At 66.4% G+C, this 18524-nt stretch carries 18 protein-coding genes; 8 read left to right on the top strand and 10 right to left on the bottom strand.

Features of this window, described 5'->3' with window-relative positions:
* The first annotated feature begins 22 nt into the window (after nt 1-22).
* The 6 genes from ubiU (at nt 23) to H1D44_RS12205 (ending at nt 5257) form a co-directional block, all read left to right on the top strand.
* Entirely contained in the window at nt 23-1018 is a 996-nt protein-coding gene (ubiU, locus tag H1D44_RS12230) for a ubiquinone anaerobic biosynthesis protein UbiU (RefSeq protein WP_181515141.1), read from the top strand.
* 8 nt (nt 1019-1026) lie between these two features.
* Complete coding sequence (locus H1D44_RS12225; protein WP_181515140.1) at nt 1027-1941, top strand: U32 family peptidase; 915 nt, start codon at nt 1027-1029, stop codon at nt 1939-1941.
* A 191-nt stretch (nt 1942-2132) separates the two neighbouring features.
* Nucleotides 2133-3863 (top strand): ribonucleoside triphosphate reductase, encoded by a 1731-nt coding sequence (locus H1D44_RS12220; RefSeq protein WP_181515139.1) that lies wholly within the window; start codon nt 2133-2135, stop codon nt 3861-3863.
* A 63-nt stretch (nt 3864-3926) separates the two neighbouring features.
* On the top strand, nt 3927-4091 hold the full coding sequence (nrdD, locus tag H1D44_RS12215) for an anaerobic ribonucleoside-triphosphate reductase (protein WP_181515138.1): 165 nt from the start codon (nt 3927-3929) through the stop codon (nt 4089-4091).
* Between the two features lie 51 nt (nt 4092-4142).
* Complete coding sequence (locus H1D44_RS12210) at nt 4143-4892, top strand: anaerobic ribonucleoside-triphosphate reductase activating protein (protein WP_181515137.1); 750 nt, start codon at nt 4143-4145, stop codon at nt 4890-4892.
* Nucleotides 4893-5011: 119 nt separating this feature from the next.
* Nucleotides 5012-5257, top strand: a complete 246-nt coding sequence (locus tag H1D44_RS12205) for a hypothetical protein (protein WP_181515136.1) — start codon at nt 5012-5014, stop codon at nt 5255-5257.
* Here H1D44_RS12205 and cdd read toward each other — a convergent pair.
* From cdd to H1D44_RS12175, 6 genes are read right to left on the bottom strand one after another with little or no spacing between them, the layout of a single operon-like run.
* Nucleotides 5252-5668, bottom strand: coding sequence for a cytidine deaminase (cdd, locus tag H1D44_RS12200; protein ID WP_181515135.1), 417 nt, complete (start codon nt 5666-5668; stop codon nt 5252-5254). The genes H1D44_RS12205 and cdd overlap by 6 nt on opposite strands.
* On the bottom strand, nt 5665-6393 hold the full coding sequence (deoD, locus tag H1D44_RS12195) for a purine-nucleoside phosphorylase (protein ID WP_181515134.1): 729 nt from the start codon (nt 6391-6393) through the stop codon (nt 5665-5667). The genes cdd and deoD overlap by 4 nt, the downstream gene beginning before the upstream one ends.
* A 9-nt stretch (nt 6394-6402) precedes the next feature.
* A complete protein-coding gene (locus H1D44_RS12190) occupies nt 6403-7653 on the bottom strand; it encodes a phosphopentomutase (RefSeq protein ID WP_181515133.1) in 1251 nt (416 codons plus the stop codon).
* Complete coding sequence (gene deoA / locus H1D44_RS12185) at nt 7650-9023, bottom strand: thymidine phosphorylase (protein WP_181515132.1); 1374 nt, start codon at nt 9021-9023, stop codon at nt 7650-7652. The genes H1D44_RS12190 and deoA overlap by 4 nt, the downstream gene beginning before the upstream one ends.
* 26 nt (nt 9024-9049) lie before the next feature.
* Complete coding sequence (gene deoC / locus H1D44_RS12180) at nt 9050-9799, bottom strand: deoxyribose-phosphate aldolase (RefSeq protein WP_181515131.1); 750 nt, start codon at nt 9797-9799, stop codon at nt 9050-9052.
* Between the two features lie 37 nt (nt 9800-9836).
* Nucleotides 9837-11108: a NupC/NupG family nucleoside CNT transporter gene (locus H1D44_RS12175; RefSeq protein ID WP_181515130.1), complete on the bottom strand. Its 1272-nt coding sequence runs from the start codon at nt 11106-11108 to the stop codon at nt 9837-9839.
* Nucleotides 11109-11399: 291 nt separating this feature from the next.
* On the opposite strand from H1D44_RS12175, the gene H1D44_RS12170 reads away from it, so the two are divergent.
* Complete coding sequence (locus tag H1D44_RS12170) at nt 11400-12155, top strand: DeoR family transcriptional regulator (RefSeq protein WP_181515129.1); 756 nt, start codon at nt 11400-11402, stop codon at nt 12153-12155.
* Between the two features lie 266 nt (nt 12156-12421).
* On the opposite strand, the gene H1D44_RS12165 is transcribed toward H1D44_RS12170, so the two are convergent.
* The 4 genes from H1D44_RS12165 to norR form a co-directional block, all read right to left on the bottom strand.
* Nucleotides 12422-13177, bottom strand: coding sequence for a ribonucleoside-diphosphate reductase (locus H1D44_RS12165; protein ID WP_181515128.1), 756 nt, complete (start codon nt 13175-13177; stop codon nt 12422-12424).
* A gap of 51 nt (nt 13178-13228) precedes the next feature.
* The gene (locus H1D44_RS12160) at nt 13229-15340 is read right to left on the bottom strand and encodes an adenosylcobalamin-dependent ribonucleoside-diphosphate reductase (RefSeq protein WP_181515127.1); all 2112 of its coding nucleotides are present in this window, start codon (nt 15338-15340) and stop codon (nt 13229-13231) included.
* Nucleotides 15341-15377: 37 nt separating this feature from the next.
* The gene (ubiT, locus tag H1D44_RS12155) at nt 15378-15860 is read right to left on the bottom strand and encodes a ubiquinone anaerobic biosynthesis accessory factor UbiT (RefSeq protein ID WP_181515126.1); all 483 of its coding nucleotides are present in this window, start codon (nt 15858-15860) and stop codon (nt 15378-15380) included.
* A 213-nt stretch (nt 15861-16073) separates the two neighbouring features.
* Nucleotides 16074-17621: a nitric oxide reductase transcriptional regulator NorR gene (gene norR / locus H1D44_RS12150; RefSeq protein WP_181515125.1), complete on the bottom strand. Its 1548-nt coding sequence runs from the start codon at nt 17619-17621 to the stop codon at nt 16074-16076.
* Between the two features lie 152 nt (nt 17622-17773).
* Here norR and ytfE point away from each other — a divergent pair, with 152 nt between their 5' ends.
* On the top strand, nt 17774-18430 hold the full coding sequence (ytfE, locus tag H1D44_RS12145; protein WP_181515124.1) for an iron-sulfur cluster repair protein YtfE: 657 nt from the start codon (nt 17774-17776) through the stop codon (nt 18428-18430).
* The last annotated feature ends 94 nt before the right edge of the window (nt 18431-18524 follow it).

Here is an 18524-nt window from a genome sequence, read left to right as displayed (position 1 = left end):
CCCAGACTGCGAGGAGAGCGACATGGAGCTCGTCTGCCCGGCCGGCAACCTGCCGGCCCTGAAGCGGGCGGTGGATGAAGGCGCCGATGCCGTCTACTTCGGCTTCCAGAACGCCACCAACGCCCGGCAGTTCGCCGGGCTGAACTTCACCGACAAGCGCGCCCGCGAAGGCATCGACTACGCCCATGCCCGCGGCAAGCGGGTGTTCTGCGCCATCAATACCTACCCGCAGCCCGACGGCTGGCACCAGTGGACCCGCGCCGTGGACCAGGCCGCCGATCTCGGCGTCGACGCCCTGATCATGGCCGATATGGGGCTGCTCGACTACGCCGCACGGCGCCACCCGGATCTCGCCCGCCACCTGTCGGTGCAGGGTTCGGCCACCAGCCACGAGGCCTTGCGCTTCTATCACGACCAGTTCGGCATCAAGCGCGCCGTGCTACCGCGGGTGCTCTCCATCACCCAGGTGCGTGATCTCGCGAAGCAGAGCCCGGTGGAGCTGGAGGTGTTCGCCTTCGGCAGCCTGTGCATCATGGCCGAGGGGCGCTGCTATCTCTCGTCCTATCTCACCGGCGAGTCGCCCAACACCCGCGGTGTCTGCTCGCCAGCGGCCCACGTGCGCTGGGAGGAGACGCCCCAGGGGCTGGAGTCGCGCTTGAACGGCGTGCTGATCGATCGCTACGGCGAGGGCGAGCGCGCCGGCTACCCCACCCTGTGCAAGGGGCGCTTCGAGGTCGGCGGCGAGACCTATCACGCCATCGAGGAGCCCACCAGCCTCAACACTCTGGAGCTGCTGCCGGAGCTGCGAGAGCTGGGCATCAGCGCGGTGAAGATCGAGGGCCGCCAGCGCAGCCCGGCCTATGTGTCGAAGGTGGCCGGTATCTGGCGCCAGGCGCTGGATCGCCTCGAGCGAACGCCGGAGCGCTTCCACCCCGACCCCGCCTGGATGGCCGGCCTCGGCGAGGTCTCCGAAGGTGCCACCACCACCCTGGGTGCCTACGAGCGCCGCTGGAAATAGGAGGTTTCATGTCATCCGATTCCCTGCAGCTCGCCCTGGGCCCAGTGCTGTTCTACTGGACCCGCGAGCGCTACGCCGACTTCTACCGTGAGGCCGCCGACTGGCCGGTGGAGATCGTCACCCTGGGCGAGTCCGTCTGCTCGCGTCGCCGCGACATGAAGCTCGACGACTGGCTCGGCATCGGCCGCGAGCTGGCCCAGAGCGGCAAGCAGGTGGTGCTGGCGAGCCAGACCCTGATCGAGTCCGAGGCCGACCTGCGCGATCTGCGCAAGCTGTGCGACAACGGCGAGTTCACGGTCGAGGCCAACGACCAGAGCGCCCTGCAGCGCCTAGCCGCCGCCGGCCTGCCCTTCGTTGCCGGGGCGGCACTTAACCTCTACAACCCGGCCGCCATCGGCGTGATGGCCCGGGCCGGCATGCGCCGCTGGCAGGCGCCGGTGGAGATGTCTCGCGACGATCTCGCCCGGCTGCTGGCCGACTGCGCTGCCGAGGGGCTCGATGCGCCCTGCGAGGTGTTCGCCTACGGCCACCTGCCGCTGGCCTGGTCGTCGCGCTGCTTTACCGCGCGGCGCCACCAGAAGCCCAAGGACCGCTGCCAGTTCGTGTGCCAGAAGTACCCGGAAGGCCTGGCGCTGCGCTCACAGGAATCCAAGGAGGTGTTCACCCTCAACGGCATACAGACCCTCTCTGGCGCCTGTCAGGACCTGCGCCACGAGGTCAGCGACATGGCCGCAATGGGCGTGGCCGTGGCGCGGCTGAGCCCCCGCGCCGAGGGCATGGCCGAGGTGGTGGCGGCCTTCGACGCCGCCCGCCGCGGCGAGCTGCCCACCGCCGACCCGCTGGCCCTGGTCGAGGCCGAGGTGTGCGACGGCTACTGGCACGGTCGCCCGGGCATGGACAACACCCGGCTGACCGCCGGCTGAACCGCCCCACGATGAGCGCCTTTGCCCCCGTCTTCGAACCCCGCCAATCGGCGGGGTTCGTCGTTTCCCGACGTTCCGACTGGCCTTTTTCTGATCTGGATCATTTTCTCTCGCTGCCGAAGGCTTTAGCCTTCACACACCATATGTTGTGGTTAGAAACGCAAAACGGCAGCACATATAGGGAGATTACGGTGAACACCCCCATCCGCCAGGCCGGCCCGCGCCGCATCGACGTCGCCTCGACCGTCAACGAATACCTCGAACGCGCGGACTGGCGCGTGCACGCCAATGCCAACCAGGGCTACTCCCTGGGCGGGCTGATCCTCAACGTCTCGGGCAAGCTGATCGCCAACTACTGGCTCGACGAGGTCTACCCTGCCGAGGTCGGCGCCGCCCACCGTGATGGCGACCTGCACATTCACGATCTCGACATGCTGTGCGGCTACTGCGCCGGCTGGTCGCTGCGCCAGCTGCTGATCGAAGGCTTCAACGGCGTACCCGGGCGCGCCGAGAGCGATCCGCCCCGCCACCTCTCCAGCGCCCTGGGGCAGATGGTCAACTTTCTCGGCACGCTGCAGAACGAGTGGGCCGGCGCCCAGGCCTTCAGCTCATTCGATACCTATCTCGCCCCCTACGTGCGCAAGGACGGCCTCGACTTCGCAGCGGTGAAGCAGGCGATCCAGGAGTTCATCTACGACCTCAACGTACCGTCGCGCTGGGGCAGCCAGACGCCGTTCACCAACCTCACCTTCGACTGGGTGTGCCCGGCGGACCTGCGCGATCAGGTGCCAATCGTCGGCGGCGAGGAGCAGCCCTTCACCTACGGCGAGCTGCAGGCGGAGATGGACCTGCTCAATCGCGCCTATCTGGAGGTGATGGAGGCCGGTGACCGTCAGGGACGGGTGTTCACCTTCCCCATCCCCACCTACAACATCACCCCGGACTTCGACTGGGAGAGCGACAATGCCGAACGGCTGTTCGCGCTGACCGCCAAGTACGGCCTGCCCTACTTCCAGAACTTCCTCAACTCCGACCTGGAGCCGCACATGGTGCGCTCCATGTGCTGCCGCCTGCAGCTCGACCTCTCCGAGTTGCTCAAGCGTGGCAACGGCCTGTTCGGCAGCGCCGAGCAGACCGGCTCGCTGGGGGTGGTGACGCTCAATTGCGCACGACTGGGTTATCGCTTCGCCGGCGACCGGGCGGGCCTGCTTTGCGAACTCGACCGCCTGCTGGCGCTGGGCCGCGACAGCCTGGAGCTCAAGCGCGAGTGTATCCAGCAGTGGATGAACGAGGGGCTCTACCCCTATACCCAGCGCTACCTGGGCACCCTGCGCAACCACTTCTCCACCCTGGGCGTGAACGGGCTCAACGAGATGGTGCGCAACTTCTGCGACGACCGCTACGACATCACCGCCCCCGAAGGGCGCCAGCTCGCCCTCGAAGTGCTCGACCACGTGCGCACCAGGATGCAGCAGTTCCAGGCCGAGACCGGCCACCTCTACAACCTGGAAGCGACCCCGGCGGAGGGCACCACCTACCGTTTCGCCCGCGCCGATGCCGAGCGCTTCCCTGGCATTCTGCAGGCCGGCACGCCGGAGGCGCCCTACTACACCAACTCCAGCCAGCTGCCGGTGGGGCACACCGACGACCCCTTCGAGGCGCTGATTCACCAGGACCCGCTGCAGACCCGCTACACCGGCGGTACCGTGCTGCACCTCTACATGCGCGAGCGGCTCTCCAGCGCCACCGCCTGCCGCAAGCTGGTACACACCGCGCTGTCGCGCTTCCGCCTGCCCTACATCACCGTGACGCCGACCTTCTCGATCTGCCCGGTACATGGCTATCTGGCCGGCGAACACGAGTTCTGCCCGAAGTGCGACGAAGCACTGCTGGCAAGACGCGCCGCGGCCGTACCGGCCTGAGCGTTTTCACCAATCGCCGTGCATAAACCCACGGTCTCTGCAACCACTGGAAGGAGCCAACCCATGACGAACATCGACACCCTGCCCACCGAACAACGCCAGCGCTGCGAGGTATGGACCCGCGTGATGGGCTATCACCGCCCAACCAGCCAGTTCAATGTCGGTAAGCGCGCCGAGCACCGCGAGCGCCGCCACTTCACCGAGCGGGCCGCCGCCCTGACGCCCTGATATTCGACCGACTGAGCGGCCGGGCCCTGCGCCCGGCATTGGAGCTTCTCGATGATCGCCACCGACCTCGACCCGACTCACCTGGCCTCCCTCGACGGCATCCGCTTACCCGTCGCCGGCATGACCCAGATGACCACGCTGGACTATCCGGACCACCTGGCCTGCGTGGTATTCCTGCAGGGCTGTCCGCTGCGCTGCGGCTACTGCCACAACGGCCACATGATGGCGCCGCGCCGCGGCGATGAGAGCGAGTGGCAGGCGGTACGGGAGTTCCTGGAGAGCCGCCAGGGGCTGCTCGAGGCGGTGGTGTTCAGCGGCGGCGAGCCGACCCTGCACAACGCCCTGCCGGCGGCGGTACGCGAGGTGAAGGCAATGGGCTTCAAGGTCGGCTTGCACACCGCCGGTTCCTACCCGGGGCGGCTGTCGCGCCTGTTGCCCTGGCTCGACTGGGTGGGGCTCGACGTCAAGGGCCGCGGCGGTGACTTCGACCGCATCTGCGGCCGGCCGGGCATTTGGCAGCGCAACAGCCAGAGCCTGATGGCTCTGCTCGACAGCGGTGTCGCCTTCGAATGTCGCACCACCGTGCATTGGCGCGACTTCGAGCTGAACGACGTGGAACGCCTGGCGCTGACCCTGGCCGACTGCGGCGTACGCCACTACGCCATCCAGATGGCTCGCACCCGCCAGTGCCTCGATCCGGCCTACTGCCAGCCGGTGGAGAACGCCCCGCCGCGAGGCATGCTCGCCGGCCTGGTCAAGCGTCTCGCTCCCCACTTCGAAAATATAGAGCTGCGCGAGTGAACCCAGGCGACACCACGGCCTTCATGCGACTCGCCAACCGAGGATACCGGCGCGCAACCCACCGTCATCGGGATGAACTATGCTGAGGGGGAATCCTTGAACCGCTTGAGGAGAGGGACATGCTCAACAAGTTGGGAATCGCCCTGTATTTTCTTTTCTGGGCAGCTGCCATCGTCGTGATGTTCGCTCTGGTGGCCGGTCTGTTCTATCTCGTCGCCATCGACCAGTATCCCATCAGTTGGAACTTGGTGTCGGGCAGCCTGTTCTTCATCATCCTTGCCGTCATCTTCTGGGTCTGTGCCCAAGTCTCGAGGTACTACCTCGCGGAGGCAGGATCACCGCCACCTGACAGCAACGCATCATAAATTCCAGTGGCTGAGGTTCTCCGGCCCGAAGGCATCAGGCAGCAGTTCATCGATGGTGTAGCGCTTGAGCAGTTTGCCCTCGGCATCGAGCACGTAAATTTGGGTGTCGGCGCCGGCAAATTCTCTGATCCGTTGACGGCAGTCACCGCAAGGCGTGCAGCGATGAGCCCCCGGGCCAATGACGTAAACGGCATGCAGGCGCCGCTCGCCGGCGCTGATCATGGCGGCAATAGCCGAGGCCTCGGCGCACAGCCCCTTGTAGTGGGCCACCTCGACGTTGGCGCCGAAAAAACGCGCCCCGCTAGCACTTTCCACCATGGCACCCACCGGGTGCTCGGAGTAGGGCGCGTAGGCATTCCCGCGCACGGCGATCAAAGCACCAACGATGGCCGGGTCGACGGTGTCGCTCATGCCGCCCCCGCCGCGTCGTCGCGCAGCACCGCTTCCAGCGCCACCTCGACCATCTCGTTGAAGCTGCGCTCGCGAGCCTCGCTGGGCAGCGACTCGCCCTTGAGGATGTGGTCAGAGACGGTACAGATGGTCATTGCCCGGCCGCCGAACTCCGCCGCCACGCCGTAGAGTCCCGCCGCCTCCATCTCAACGCCGACGATGCCATAGCGCTTCATCAGTTCGAACAGCTCGCCCTGGGGGTTGTAGAACAGGTCCGCCGAGAACAGGTTGCCCACCTTGACCGGCACGCCCTGGGCCGCGGCGGCGTCCACCGCATGGCGGGTCAGTTCGAAGTCGGCGATGGCGGCGAAGTCGTGGCCCATGAGGCGGGTGCGGTTGACCGCCGAGTCGGTACTTGCACCGAGGCCGATCACCACGTCGCGCACCGCCACGTCATCGCGCACCGCGCCGCAGGAGCCGACCCGGATCAGGCGCTGCACGCCGTAGTCGGTGATCAGCTCCTTGGCGTAGATGGAGACCGAGGGGATGCCCATGCCGTGGCCCATCACCGAGATGTCGCGGCCGCGATAGCGGCCGGTGAAGCCGAGCATGTTGCGCACGCTGTTCACCTCGCGGGCATCCTCGAGGAAGGTCTCGGCGATGTGCTTGGCACGCAGCGGGTCGCCGGGCATCAGCACGGTGTCGGCGAAGATGCCGCGTTCGCCTTGGATATGGGGAGTCGCCATGTCAGGCTCCTATGCAGCGAGAGGGTCGGGTTGAGGCGGAGAGGCAATAAAACTCGTGCCGTCGGCCATGGGCGCCAGGCCCAGATGCGCCGCCAGGCTCTGGCCGATATCGGCGAAGGTGTCTCGCGCGCCAAGCGAGCCGGGAGCGAGCCCGGCCCCCAATGCCAGCACCGGCACCCGCTCGCGGGTGTGGTCGGTGCCATGCCAGGTGGGGTCGCAGCCGTGGTCGGCGGTGATCACCAGCAGGTCGTCGTCGCGCAGTTTGGCCAGCAGCTCGGGCAGCCGCGCGTCGAAGGCCTCCAGCGCAGCGGCATAGCCGGTCACGTCGCGGCGGTGGCCGTAGAGGGTGTCGAAGTCGACGAAGTTGGTCATCACCAGCGAGCGCTCGCCGGCCTCGTCCAGGGCGGCCAGGGTGGCGTCCATCAGCGCATCGTGGCCGCTGGCCTTGAGCGTGCGCGTCACCCCGCAGTGGGCGTAGATGTCGGCGATCTTGCCGATGGCGAACACCTCGCCGCCGTCGTCGCACAGCTTCTGCAGCACCGTGGGCGCGGGCGGCTCGACGCTGTAGTCTCGGCGGTTGGCGGTGCGGGTGAAGTCCGCCGCGCTCTGGCCGACGAAGGGCCGCGCGATCACCCGGCCGATGTTGTAGGGCTCGAGGAGGCGCCGGGCGGTCTCGCACAGGGCGTGGAGCCGCGCGAGGCCGAACGACTCCTCGTGGGCAGCGATCTGCAGCACCGAGTCCGCCGAGGTATAGACGATGGGCTTGCCGCTGGCCATGTGCTCCTCGCCAAGCCGGGCGATGATCTCGGTGCCCGAGGCGTGGCAGTTGCCCAGCACGCCGGGCAGCTCGCCCTCGCGGATCAGCGCTGCGAGCAGCTCGGGCGGAAAGCTCTCTTCGCGGTCGAGGAAGTAGCCCCAGTCGAAGCGCACCGGCACCCCGGCGATCTCCCAATGGCCCGAGGGGGTGTCCTTGCCCGAGGAGATCTCCCCGGCGTGGCCGTAAGCGCCGATCACTTCGACCGGTACCTCGATGCCCTCGGCCCAGGCGCCGGTGCTTTCGCGGTGGGCGTGGAACAGCCCCAGCCGGCCCAGGTTGGGCAGTGCCAGCGGTCCTCGGCGACTAGCGCCGTCACAGTGGCCATGAGCACAGGCGGCGGCGATATGGCCCAGGGTGTCGGCCCCGGCGTCGCCAAAGCGCTCGGCATCGGGGGCCGCGCCGATGCCGAAGGAGTCGAGTACCAGCACGATGGCACGGGTCATGGCGCCTCCCGACGGATCACGTCTTGAATGAGTGTAGGCAGTACGACGTCGCCGAGCGCGACGTCGTTCACTTCGATGGCCGCGCGCAGTTGGCCGGAGGCGCGCTCGGCATCGGCCTCGCTGCCGGCGTGCACCCAGGCCAGCGGGCGTTCGCCGTCGATCGCTTCGCCGATGGCGGCGATATCGCTCAGGCCAACGCTAGGATCGATGGCATCGCTCGGCGCACGGCGTCCGCCGCCCAGCGTCACCACGGCGAGGCCCAGGGCGCGGGTGTCCATGCGCGTGACCCGGCCGCTGCGCTCGGCGTATACGGGGCGCACCACTGCCGCCCGGGGCAGATGGCGGTCATGGCGTTCGAGCAGGTCGGCGGGGCCGCCCAGGCCCGCCACCATGCGCGCGAAGCGCTCGGCGGCAGCGCCGCTGGCGAGCCGCTCGTCGAGCAGGGCCAGGGCGCCTTCATGGTCGCTGGCCAGCCTGCCGGCCAGCAGCAGCTCGGCGGCAAGCGTGCGGGTTACCTCCAGCAGACGCCCGCCCCTCTTATCTCCCGTCTTTTCACAAGTCAGCAACGCAATCGCCTCGCGCACCTCGACGGCGTTGCCGGCGCAGGGCGCTAGCGGCTGGCTCATGTCGGTGAGCAGCGCGGTGGTCGGCGTGCCGGCGCGGCTGGCCACTTCGGCGATGGTGCTGGCCAGCTCGAACGACGCCTCGTGAGTGGGCATAAAGGCGCCGCTGCCGCTCTTGACGTCCATCACCAGGGCGTCGAGGCCGCAGGCCAGCTTCTTGCCGAGGATCGAGCTGACGATCAGCGGCAGCGACTCCACCGTGGCGGTGACGTCGCGGATGGCGTAGAGCCGCCGGTCGGCCGGGGCCAGCTCGGCGGTCTGGCCGACGATGGCCACGCCCGCTTCGCGTACCAGCTTGCGCAAGCGCTCCCGCGTGGGGGCGATGTCGTAGCCGGGAATCGCCTCGAGCTTGTCCAGAGTGCCGCCGGTATGGCCCAGGCCGCGACCGGAAACCATCGGCACGTAGCCGCCGCAGGCGGCGATCCACGGCCCCAGCACCAGCGAGACGAGGTCGCCCACGCCACCGGTGGAGTGCTTGTCGAGCACCGGCCCCGGCAGATCGAGCCCCGGGCCCAGGCCGCGCCACGTCAGCACCTCACCGGAGTCGCGCACCGCCTCGGTGAGCGCCACCGTCTCGGCGGCATTCATGCCGTTGAGATAGATTGCCATGGCCAGCGCGCCGACCTGGGCGTCGGAAAGGCTGCCGTCACTGATGCCGCCCACCAGCTCGCCTATCTCCTCGGACGAGAGCGCCTGGCCATCGCGCTTGGCGCGGATCAGCTCCTGAGGAAGCGCACGGAAAGCCATCAGTAGCCTCCCGTCGAGCCCTTGTCTTACTGCTCGACGCCCAGGGTGTCGAGCAGGCTGCCGAGCAGCCCCGAGGCACCGAAGCGGAAGTGCGCCGGAGTGATCCACTCGGCCCCCATCACCCGCTCGGCAAGCTGCAGGTAGGCGGCGGCATCCTCGGCGGTGCGCACCCCTCCGGCGGCCTTGAAGCCGACGTCGCGGCCGCTCGCCTTGATCGCGGTGAGCAGGATCTTGGCGGCATTCAGGGTGGCGTTGACCGCCACCTTGCCGGTGGAGGTCTTGAGGAAGTCGGCGCCGCCGTCGATGGCCAGCATGCCGGCGCGGTCGATCAGCCCGGCGTCCTCGAGTTCGCCGGTTTCCAGGATCACCTTGAGCACGGCGTCGCCGCACTCGCGCTTGCACGCCTCGACCAGTTCGCGGCCGACCTCGGCGTCGCCCGCCATCAGCGCACGGTAGGGAAAGACCACGTCGACCTCGTCGGCGCCGGCGGCGATGGCCGCCCGGGTCTCGGCCGCGGCGCGCTCCACGTCCGCCTCGCCGTGGGGGAAGTTGGTCACCGTGGCCACCTTCACCTTGCCGGCCAGGCCCTGCTCGGCCAGCGCCTGACGCGCGGTTGGCACGAAGGCGGGATAGACGCACACCGCCGCCGGATGACCCGCCGGCGTGTTGGCGCGGGCGCACAGCTCGTGAATTACGGCGTCGCTGTCGTCGCCGTTGAGGCTGGTGAGGTCCATCAGCGCCAGGGCCTGGCGCGCGGCCTGCTGCAGTTCGGTCATGACGTTACCTGTCGAAGCAAAGAATTTACGGTGGCCATCAGATCACTCCACCGATGGAGAGGAAGAACCCGGCAATGGCCGCCGACATCAGGTTGGAGAGGGTGCCGGCCAGCACCGCCTTGACCCCGAAGCGGGCAATGTCGTGACGCCGGCTGGGAGCGATACTGCCCAGGCCGCCGAGCAGGATGGCAATCGACGAGAGGTTGGCAAAGCCACACAGGGCGAAGGAGAGGATGGCAATGGTGTGGCCGCTCATGGCCTGGCCGGTGTTCGCCACCATCGCATCACCCTCGATATAGGGCGACAGGTTGATGTAGGCGACGAACTCGTTGACCACGATTTTCTGGCCGATGAAGGAGCCGGCCAGGGTGGCCTCCTCCCAGGGTACCCCGAGCACGAAGGCCAGCGGCGCGAACAGCCAGCCGAGGATCAGCTCCAGGCTAAGCTGCTCGACGCCGACCCAGCCGCCGACGCCGCCGAGCATGCTGTTGACCAGCGCGATCAGACCGATGAAGGCGAGCAGCATGGCGCCGACGTTGGCCGCCAGGCGCAGCCCGGACGAGGCCCCCGACGCCGCCGCGTCGAGCACGTTGACCGGCCTGTCCTCGGCCTCGATCACCTCGCTGGCCTCCTCCACATCGTCCACCGGCTTCTCGGTCTCGGGCATGATCAGCTTGGCGAACAGCAGCCCACCCGGTGCGGCCATGAACGAGGCCGCCACCAGGTACTCCATGGGAATGCCCAGCGCCGCATAGCCCGCCAGCACCGAGCCGGCCACCGAGGCCAACCCGCCGCACATCACCGCGAACAGCTGCGAGGGGGTCATTCGGGCGATGAAGGGGCGCACCACCAGCGGTGCCTCGGTCTGGCCGACGAAAATGTTGGCGGTAGCCGAGAGCGACTCGGTGCGGGAGGTGCCCAGCGCCTTCTGCAGCGCCCCGCCGAGGATGCGGATCACCCACTGCATGATGCCGATGTAGTAGAGCACGGCGATCAGTGAGGAGAAGAAGATGATTACCGGCAGCACCTTGATGGCGAAGACGAAGCCGATGTTGTCGGTATCGGCGAGACCGCCGAAGAGGAAGTCGATGCCGTCGTTGGCGTAGAGCACTACCTGGCTGACGCCGGCGGAAATCGCTTGCAGCACCGCCTGACCGAACGGCACGTAGAGCACGAAGGCGCCGATGCCGGCCTGAATGGCGAAGGCGCCACCCACGGTTCGCAGGCGGATGTCGCGGCGGCTGGTGGAGAAGATGAGGGCGATGGCAATCAACGTCGCCATGCCGACCAGGCTCATGATGGCAGTCATGGGATCCTTCCTTTGGTGCTGCGATGGCCTTGGCTGGAACCGCACCTGAATAGGGTAGGAAGTGGATGGATGTCACGCACAATGTTAAAAATATAACATTGAATGTGATAATGCCAACACGGGCATGAACTGAGCGGAAAGCCATGAACAGAAATCGTCACCAAGTGAGCCAGGCGACATGTCTCCTTGGTGTCGGCAGTGGAAAATGCCTGGCATCTGGCTCAGCATAGGGAGCCAACCTAAGCAACCTTCGCATTGCGTCACATGGTAGGAAAACTTGGAGGCAAGCCATTGAATGCCCGCAGTGTTTCGCGCCTGGCCCGCCTGCAGCAGGCGCTGGCTGGCGGTGGCACCCTTCATCTGCGTGACGCTGCCCGCCTGTGTGGTGTCTCCGAGATGACGATTCGTCGCGACATCGACGCAAGCGATGGCGCCATGACGCTGCTTGGCGGTCGTCTCGTGATGGCCGATAACCCGCAGTTCGCACCGGTCTACGACCTGGACCGGCAGCAATACAGCCATGCCATGACCAAGCGCCGGCTGTGCGAACGAGCGGCCGGCTTCCTCGCCGATGGCGACACCCTGTTCGTCGACTGCGGTACGACCCTGCTTCCGCTGGTTAACCTGCTTGCCAGCCACGAGCGCCTTACGGTGGTGACCTATGCACTCAACGTCGCCAACGCCGTCAGCCTGCTGCCCGGGGTGCGACTGGTGCTGCTCGGTGGCCTATTCCATGCCAGTTCACGCTCCTTCGGCAGCGACGACATGAACGCGGTGATCGGCCGCCTGGGCATCAACCGCGCCTTCATCTCGGCCGCCGGGGTGCACGCCCAGCGCGGCGTGAGCTGCTTCCACTTCCACGAGGTCGCGCCCAAGCAGGCCGCCATCGCCTGCGCCGAGCAGCGCCTGCTGGTGGTGGACGAAAGCAAGGTCGGCCAGATCCGCCCTGCCTACTTCGCCCAGCTCGACGACTTCGACGTGGTGATCACCGACGGCGACATGACCCTACCGCAAGCCGACGGCGGCCCCAGAATCGTCGCCGCCTGACCCCAGACACGACGAAGCCGGAACAAGTCCGGCTTCTGGGCCTTGATGGCCGAGCGCAGCCAGTTACTGCTATACGGAAAACTTGTCGAGCGATGGCCAGACTAGGCAAAAATCGGCGACAAATCGGCAGGAAAGCCGATTTGGGCAGCTCCGCTGCTCGAAGAGCGAGCGACAGGGATGTCGCGAGTCCAAGGACGGAGTTTACAAGCTGTAAATGAGTACTTTGAGCCGATTTTTAACGACGTATGGCCGAGCGCAGACAGTTTTCAACCGCACTTGGACCAGCCGCAACCTGCATAACAGGTCGGGCATCCATCCATCATGATCAGCTCGCCGCGGCACTCCGGGCAGTGGCCCACTACCGTGGGGCCGTCGCCCTTCTCTTCGGCGGCTGCCGCCTTGGCCTGCTTCTCGGCCTTGGCTTCCTCTTCAGGCGTGGGGGGCTGCCAGGGATGGCCGTGGGTCAGGCGGTGGGCGTAGCGGCGCACCAGCTCCTCCACCGGCACCTGGTTGCCGTCCTGATCGAGGAACCCACGGCGGTAGAGGATCTGCTGGATCGACCAGGCGATGGCGGCCACTTCGGAGTCGTGAAACATCGGCTTGCCCCAGCGGTTCATGCCGCAGCGGACCAGGCCCTTGTCCCACGCCACCTTACGCAGATCAGCCACCGCCTGGGTGACGTAGCCGCCGCGGGCGGCCAGCGACAGGCTGCGCATGGTGGCGGTGATCCACTGGTGCTCGCTGGAGAGCTGGCCGGAGGGGAAGAAGAACTCCACCGGGCGCTCGATTACCACCCGCTTGCCGTCGAGCACGCCTTCTACCGGCATGAAGGAGACCAGCAGGTAGACCTTCTTGCGGCCTTCGGCGCCAACGTAGGAGATCTTCTCGGAGACGGCCTCCAGCGTCCCTTCCGGACGCGAGGGAATGCGTACCGTGAGCGGGTTCTCGTCGGCCAGCGGCGCCTCTTGCACCGCCTTCTTGACGCTGTAGGAAACGATCTTGGACTTGATTTCGACGGCCATCAGCAGGCTCCTTCAATACTTGTCTTCATGACGCAGGGACGGATCGGGCGGTTACCACTTTCCATAAGTTCCCTCTTTTAGCGCGTCATAGAGATTGGCCGCGTTGTGTTCCTCGCCGTCGTAGATCACCTTCTCGTCGCCGGAAAGCTCCAGCGTCTCGCCGTCCTCCAGCTCGAAGACATAGGTGGTGTTCTTGAGGTCGTCCTCGCGCACCAGCACACCCTGGAAGGCCTCGGGGTTGAAGCGGAAGGTGGTGCAGCCCTTGAGTTTGCTCTCGTAGGCGTCCAGGTAGAGGTCCTTGAACTGCTCGAAGGGGAACTCGGTGGGCACGTTCACCGTCTTGGAAATCGCCGAGTCGACCCACACCTGGGCCGCCGCCTGCACCGCCACGTGCTGCTTGGGGCTGACCGCGTCGGCGGTGATGAAGTAGTCCGGCAGGTCGCTCTCCACCGCGTCGCTGGCGATGAAGTGGCGGTAGGCGGCCAGTTCGAAGGAGACCACCTCGACCTGCTCCTTGGTCTTCTTGCCCGCCTGGATCACGTTGCGGAAGTAGCGGTGCGAGAACGACGGCTCGATGCCGTTGGAGGCGTTGTTGCCCAGCGACAGCGAGATCGTGCCGGTCGGCGCGATGGAGCTGTGGTGGGTGAAGCGCGCGCCGTGCTCGGCCAGCGCGGCGACCAGCTCCGGCTCCACCTCGGCGACCTTCTGCATGTAGCGGCTGTAGCGGGCGTGCAGGATACGACCCGGCACCTTGTCGCCGATCTCGTAGCCGTCCTTCTTGAGTTCCGGACGCTCACGCAGCATCTTCGGCGTGATCTCGAAGTCCTCGGCAAGAATCGGCGCCATGCCCTTCTCGCGGGAGAGTTCCAGCGCCTGCTTCCAGCCCTCGATGGCCAGGTTGCGGCTAACTTCCTCGGTAAAGGCCAGCGACTCGGCGGAGCCGTAGGGGATCTTGAGCATGGTCAGGGTCGAACCGAGGCCGAGGAAGCCCATGCCATGACGACGCTTGGCCTCGATCTCGCGGCGCTGACCCTCGAGCGGCAGGCCGCTGATCTCGACCACGTTGTCGAGCATGCGGGTGAAGATCGCCACCACCTTGCGGTAGCGCTCCCAGTCGAAGCGTGGCTTCTTGCCGAAGGGGTCGATGACGAAGCGGGTCAGGTTGACCGAACCCAGCAGGCAGGCGCCTTCCGGCGGCAGCGGCTGCTCGCCGCAGGGGTTGGTGGCGCGGATCTCCTCGCAGAACCAGTTGTTGTTCATGCGGTTGACCTGGTCGATCAGGATGAAGCCCGGCTCGGCGAAGTCGTAGGTGGAACGCATGATGGTGTCCCACAGCTCGCGCGCCTTGATGACTTCGACGATGCGGCAGGCCACGCGGCCTTCGGCATCGACGGTATAGGCGTCCTCGATCACCGGCCAGTCGCGATAGATCAGGTCCTCGGGCTTCACATCCTCCTTCTCGCCGGCGTGCAGCGGGAAGGCCAGCGGCCAGTCGGCGTCGTTCTTCACCGCTTCCATGAACTCGTCGGTGATCAGCAGCGAGAGGTTGAACTGACGCAGCCGGCCGGCCTCGCGCTTGGCCTCGATGAAGCTGCGCACGTCGGGGTGGCCAACGTCGAAGGTGCCCATCTGGGCGCCGCGGCGACCGCCCGCCGAGGCTACCGTAAAGCACATCTTGTCGAAGATATCCATGAACGCCAACGGGCCGTTGGTACCGGCGCCGGCGCCGAACACGAAGGCGCCCTTGTGGCGCAGGGTGGAGAACTCGTAGCCGATGCCGCAGCCTGCCTTGAGGGTCATGCCGGCATCCACCACCGAGGAGAGAATGTCGTGCATGGAGTCGCGGATGGTGCGCGAGACGGTGCAGTTGATCAGGCTCACCGCCGGCTTGTAGTCCTCGGCGCCGGCGTTGGACATGATGCGCCCGGCGGGAATGGCACCGTTTTCCAGCGCCCAGCGAAACTTGGGCAGCCACTCCTCGGCCTTGTCGCCTTCCACCGCCGCCAGGGCGCGCGCCACGCGCTCCCAGGTCGCTGCCACATCCTTGTCAACGGGCCGGCCATGACGATCCTTGAGACGATACTTGGAGTCCCAGATATCGCGTGAGGGCGCTTGCATAGGCACCTCGTGGGATGTCTTGACGGCCTTGGTGGAAGTACTCATGCAGGGATCTCCAGTAAGGGTCAAAAAGTCAAATCGGTCAACGTTCGTGGCGCGCCATGCGTTCGAAACGCACCAGCCATTCGCCGAGGCGGCCCTGGGCCAGGCCCTCCTCGCGGCTGTCCAGCAGGTTCTTGACCATCAGGCCAAGCTCGGTGTCGCCCTCGATCACCAGGCGACGCTGGAAAAACAGGGCATCAGGATCCTCGCGACGGGTTGCCAGGCACAGAAACTCGCGCCAGCCGCCGCGAATCGTGGCCTCTCCCGCCTCGCGAGTCAGCCGGAAGCGCTCCCCCTCGAGGGTCAAGGTCAATTGAACGCCCAGGTCATCGACGTGCAGCGAGATCCGGCGGCCTTCGAGCGCATCGAACTCGCCCTCGGCCAGCGGCTCGGCGAAGGTGCGGTTGAGCAGCGGCTCGATCAGCTGCCGCTTCAAGGTAAGCGGCACACGAGGATCAAGAGTGCGAATCAGACGGGTCGGGGCGGGCGGGCGCGGCAAGCGAGCAAGGGGCAGCGGAAACATAGCGACTCTCCGGTGGAGCGAACCAGTGGATTCAGCGCGGCACAGGGCCACCAAACCGACCATCCTAAGCTCGGCGCGGGCTGCCTGCACTGATATGCGTCAAGCCTGTGCCAATGCCCCCAACCGGGGCCTTGGCTACCATATATAGCCGACGACCCACGTTCAAGCACCACATGTGGTCTTTATTTTAACGCTAGGGCTTGCAATCCGTAACTATTTGATCCCCAAGCGGCGCGCCAGCTTGTGCAGATTACTGGGGTCCACGGCAAGCCGGCGAGCGGCATTCGCCCAATTGCCACCGCACGCCGCCAGCGCATCGCGAATCGCTCGGCGCTGGGCGGTTTCGACTTGGCGACGTAGCGGTTCGACGTCGTTCACCGTCACCTCCTGGATGTCGAGTGCAGGGGGGCCGTTCGCCATGCCTTGAGTGGCTTTCAACGCTTGGACATGAGGAAGGTCGAGCCACTCTGGCTGCAGGGTGACGATATCGTTGCGCCGTGCGCCGTGACCCAGCGCCTTGATCGCCGCCCGGCTGATCACGTGCTCCAGCTCACGAACGTTGCCGGGCCAGGCGTATTCCAGCAACACCGCCTCGGCCGCCGAGGACAGGCGCAGGCTGCGTACGCCGAGTCGCGCACGGTTGATCTCGAGAAAATGACCGGCCAGTACCAGCACGTCGCTACCGCGCTCGCGCAGTGGTGGAATGGCAACGGGATAAACCGATAGTCGGTGATAAAGGTCGGCGCGGAACAAGCCGTCGCGTACGCCCTCGGCCAGATGGCGGTTGGTGGCGGCAATAATTCGCACGTCGACCCGGCGCGGGGTGTCCTCGCCCAGGCGCTGCACCTCGCCGTTCTGCAGCGCGCGTAGCAGCTTGGCCTGGATCGCCATCGGCAGCTCGCCCACTTCATCGAGAAACAGGCTGCCCCCGTCGGCCGTCTCGAAGCGCCCGGCACGATCCGCCGTGGCGCCGGAAAAGGCGCCCTTCACGTGACCGAACAGCTCGCTCTCGGCCAGGGTCTCGGGCAGCGCCGCGCAGTTGACCTGTACCAGCGCTTGATCACCCCGCGGCGAGCGCTGATGCAGTCGCCGCGCAAAGAGCTCCTTGCCCACCCCGGTCTCGCCCGTCAGCAACACCGGCAGATCCGAGTCGGCCACCACGTCGAGCTCATGCAGCAGACGCTGCAGCCCGGCACTATGGCCGAGGATCTCACCACTCTCACCTGATACGGCATGTTCAACCACTCCGTGCTGCGACATGCGCAGCGCACGCACCTCCTGCTCCAGTCGCGAAACGCGCACCGCGGCCTCGACAAGCAGCGCATAGCGCTCCAGCATCGTGCGTGCGGCTTCATCGAAGGTGCCAGCGACCAAGGCGTCCAGGGTCAGTACGCCCCAAGGCTCGCCCTCCACGTGCAGGCTGATGCCCATGCAATCGTGCACGTGCAGGGGCTCGCCTGGCTGCTGCTCGACCAGCCCGTCGTAGGGGTCGGGCAGCGTCGAATCGGGCGGGAACAAGGTGGTACGGCGACTGGTGAGGATGGTGGCCAGGCGGGGGTGACGGGCCACCTCGAAGCGTCGCCCCAGCGCCTCGCGCACCAGCCCATCCACGGCCACGGGTGCCAGCACGTCATCGTGGAGTCGCAACAGGCACACCGCACCGCAGCGAAAGCCTTCTCGCAGCGTGCGCACCAGCCGCTGCAGGCGTACGGCACTGGGCAGATCGGCGGTCAGGTCGGCCAGCAGGGAGTCATCGAGCATGGTAAAAAGCACCTTACAGGGTCAATACAACCCTACTACGATAGGGTGATTTTAACCATATCTATCCCATGACATTGAAAATAAAGGGATTTAAAAGCTGGCACGGCGCTTGCTCTGTACAGGGTGACATCCCATTTACAGAGGAACTTCACATGGACCTGCTCGAACAAACCGTTGGCCGCATCGCCCTGTCGCTACCCGGCGCGACCCGCATCTTTCATACCCACAACATCGACTTCTGCTGCGGTGGGCGTATCAGCCTGCGCCAGGCCGCCGAGCGCGCCGGCCTGCATGTGGACAAACTGCTCGCCGAGCTCGAGGCGCTGCCGGCCGCCAGCAGCGAACAGCACGACTGGCGCGAAGCCAGCAATGACGAGCTGATCGATCATATCCTGGCTCGCTACCACGACGTGCACCGTCAGCAGCTGCCCGAGCTGATCCGCATGGCGCGGCGGGTAGAGCAGGTCCACGGCGAGCGCGAAAGCTGCCCCAACGGGCTGGCCGACCTGCTGATGGCAGTCCATCAGGAGATGGAGAGCCACATGCAGAAGGAGGAGCAGATCCTGTTCCCCATGCTGCGCAGCGGCCTGGGCGCCCAGGCCCAGGGGCCGATCGCGGTGATGCGCCAGGAGCACGACGACCACGGCGAGAACCTGGAGCAGGTGATGCTGCTGACCGACGATATCACCCCGCCCAAGGGCGCCTGCACCACCTGGCGCGCGCTCTATGCCGGCCTGCGCGAATTCCGCGAGGACCTGATGGAGCACATCCATTTGGAGAACAACCTGCTGTTCGAGCGGGCCGGCTGAGGAAGTACACCCGCCGAAATCGAGTAGGAGGGGGAGTCGCCTCCCCCGTCCTCTCACACCACCGGGCATACGGGTCCGTACCACGGCGGTTCAC

The organism is Billgrantia kenyensis (genome assembly GCF_013697085.1).
Taxonomy (GTDB): Bacteria; Pseudomonadota; Gammaproteobacteria; order Pseudomonadales; family Halomonadaceae; genus Halomonas; species Halomonas kenyensis.
This window is presented reverse-complemented; position numbering and strand designations above follow the sequence as displayed.